At 34.5% G+C, this 3,268-nt stretch carries 1 protein-coding gene; it reads right to left on the bottom strand.

The genetic code is table 11. From position 1 onward, the window contains the following. On the bottom strand, window positions 1-3,051 hold a 3,051-nt coding region (locus V1468_RS16395; protein ID WP_331811283.1), incomplete at its 3' end, for a choice-of-anchor L domain-containing protein. Window positions 3,052-3,268: the final 217 nt, after the last annotated feature.

The following is a 3,268-nucleotide window of genomic DNA, read 5'->3' as shown; positions in this document are numbered from 1 at the left end:
ACTGTTTTTAGCTTCATTTTCAAGTCTAACATAAATGGTCTGAGGATTTGAAGTATTGAAATAAGGTGCTGTTTTATTAATGGCATTTTCTCTGTCAATAGCATCGTCTTCAGTTTCAAAATAGAGGACTTGCATACCTTGTTGGTTGCCTATGATGGAGGCATCATTATCTTCAAAAATAAACTCAGATGGCACATTAGGATTGACTTCACAATTTATAAAATTGGAAACGCCATCTAACTGTGGGTCTGCGTAGATGAGGACGTCGAAATTGAGAATACTAAAACAGTTTTCAGACTCAATTTCAGCTCTTATAAATATCTCCTTACTTGAGGTGTTGTAATCGCTTGGGTTTGTTATCGCTAAACTATCATGTAGCTCATCTATAGCATCATCAAAAGACCCATAAAAAGAAAAAGTAACATCTGGATTATTCGCTGAAAGTTCAGCTAATACATCTTCTAAGTTAACTGTAGACCATAAATCCTGATCTTCATCACAAATGATTATGGGTTCTGGATTACTTGCTTCGATAGCAGAAGTAATATTAAACTCTAATGTTGTAATGTCATAACAGCCAGTAAAAGTATTTGTGGCTCTTATATATAAAATTTGTCCGAAACTTAAATTATAGGTTTCATCTAATGGATTAGATAAATTTTCAGCATCCTCAAATGTTTCATATATGTTTACATTAGCAATAATATTGTAAGTATTAGCAAAATCTTCTCTAATGTTATCAGTAATGGTTTCTAAAATTACTGTTGTTGTGTTCGTATTAGGATCTGTGTTACCACAATAATCTATTGAAACAGGATCTAAATTTATTGTAGGAATTACATCAAAATTTAATTTTGAATAAATACTACAAGCAACATTACCATCAAATGTATAATAAGCATCTATAAACAATTCATCTTCACTGGTTGCAGTAAATGGAATAGATTGGTCTATAGCATTAACACCATTACTTCGGTCGTCTTCGGTGAGGTAGTATGCTAAATGTACATTTGACGAATAGTCTTCATCAATATTTTCTAAAAGCTCTTGTCGTATATCGTCAAAGTTGAAATCTTCAATACCATCGTTAGACTGATCGTCGCATTTAGAAATTGTGTTTTCAGGTCCTACAACTTCATAGAGATAATTCTTGTAAAGTCTAAGAGTTACAGGACTATAACAGTTACCATTATCAAAAGATACTGCCAGCGGAATAGTAAATGTAGAGTTTTGTTCTAGTGTATAGGACATTGGGTTGCCTAAAAACATTAAAGCATTTAATCTAACAGTGGATCCAGGGAATATGGATGTTTCAATAAGATCAAAATAACCGTCGATATCAAAAAACACAGGTAATGTGCTGTAAGTATAGTCAATACCATCAATATTTCCTTCAAAATCTGGATCAATACATGCATCTAAGATTAGAGTGTCCGTATATAAGTCTGGAGGTGTAATGTAATCAAAGTATATATATGCTAAAGAAAAACAACTATTAACTTGGTTGTTTGACTCAACTCTCGCTACAATATATGGTGGTTCTTCACTAAAACTAGGAAACTCTGAAATTGGGTTAACATTATTAGAGGCATCCTCTTCGTTCATAAAATAAGTAACGGTACTTTCAAATTCGCCATCAGCCATTACTATGTTAAACATATTTAAGTTAGAAATACCAGGATCAGCAAAACTGCCATTGCAAATATAAACTGAAGCGTTTGCAGTACTTGGAGTTTCATTTACCGAAGCATTAAAGCTACCAATTTGGAGACAGTCTCCATTTAAGCTTTCAATTCTAACAAAAATGATTTCATCCTGCTCCGTGTTTTGGTATATGCCAACCAGAGGATTAACGTTGTTTTGAGCATCCTCCAAGCTTAGATGGTAAGAGATGTTGTAATTGTCTGAAGGCAATTCTGCTAAAATCTCATCATTTTTCAATAACGGAAAATCAAACTGATAAATTCCATCGCTAGGAGTAGGGTCGCAAACCGAAAGATCTTCAATAGGAGCTGCTTCTTGATAAGGAATTATTTCAATTTCAATACTATCTTCTAAGATACAGTTGTTGGTAGGGCTAGGAATTGAGATTTCAACACTATAAGTACCAGATTGCTCAGCCAGAAGCGTTGGATTTGTTTCACCAGTAATTAGATTATCATCTAAAAACCATGAATACACGGCAGAAGGATTATCGATCTCAGCATCTAAGGTTAAGTTACTACCACAAACCGATTGGTCAGGACCAAGATCTATAGAACCACCAAAGCCTTCAGCTTCAATAAAAACAGCAGAATCAAAACGTTGGTCGATGTGGTCTGCAATCACAAATTTAATTTCATAAACCTCATTAGGAATAACCTCTGCATTGGCCATTAGTACAGTAGTTTGACCATTGAAGTTTGTACCAGGTAAGTTGTAACCTTGAAAATAATCTTCGTTAATAGCCTCGCAAAATCCATTGATGTTTGGGTGAATGTTGTAGGTGCTCACCTCTGTTGTGGTTTCTGGAACTAAAGCAATATTTACAAAAGGATCCGCACTACCAGCAGGTCTGATAAGAATGGCAAAAACATCTCTAAAATTACAAGGGTATTCTTGCTGATATTCGTCGGAAGCAAAGAGGTATTTAAAGGCAACAAAGTTGTTGGCAGTACTAAAGTTAAACTGAATAGAAGTCGCATTGAGGGTTTGGTCTATACCAAGAACATTCAACACATCAGGATCTGTTTCCCAATTGATATTACCATCATTGAGGTTATCTGTTATAACTGAGTTACCAGCATTAGTTATGCTTCCGGTAGATAAAACGATACCACTTTCTAAAGGAAAACTGGAAGAGCCTCTGTCAAAATTTCCATAGCTTATAATATTGTTTACACTACCATTATAAGGTGAAGAAATACTGTTGACTGTAGCACAATTATCGCCTACTAAATTTTGGATAAGTTGTTGCGGAGTTAGCGTGTTGTCTGTGATAATCTGTTGTGAAAACAAAAAATTCACAAACAACAAGAAGAGGAGAAGAGTACGTGTTCTATTCCTTGTCATAGCTTTTTTTTAAGAGAACAGGATTGATGGTATTGCACTCTTACCACCAAATATAGGAAAAACCTTATAATTTTCAGATCTTAAATATTAATTTATTGAGAATAAGAAATTAACGCTTTAAAGCAAAGTGCCCCTTTATCTCAAAGACGTTGTCATCTTGTCTCACTTTAGCAACAAACCAGTAATCACCAGCAGGCATAGGATTGCCGTTGTAAGA

The sequence above is a fragment of the Winogradskyella poriferorum genome, from assembly GCF_036553625.1.
Lineage (GTDB): Bacteria > Bacteroidota > Bacteroidia > Flavobacteriales > Flavobacteriaceae > Winogradskyella > Winogradskyella poriferorum.
Note: the sequence above shows the minus strand (reverse complement) of the source record. Positions and strands in the feature narration are given on the sequence as shown.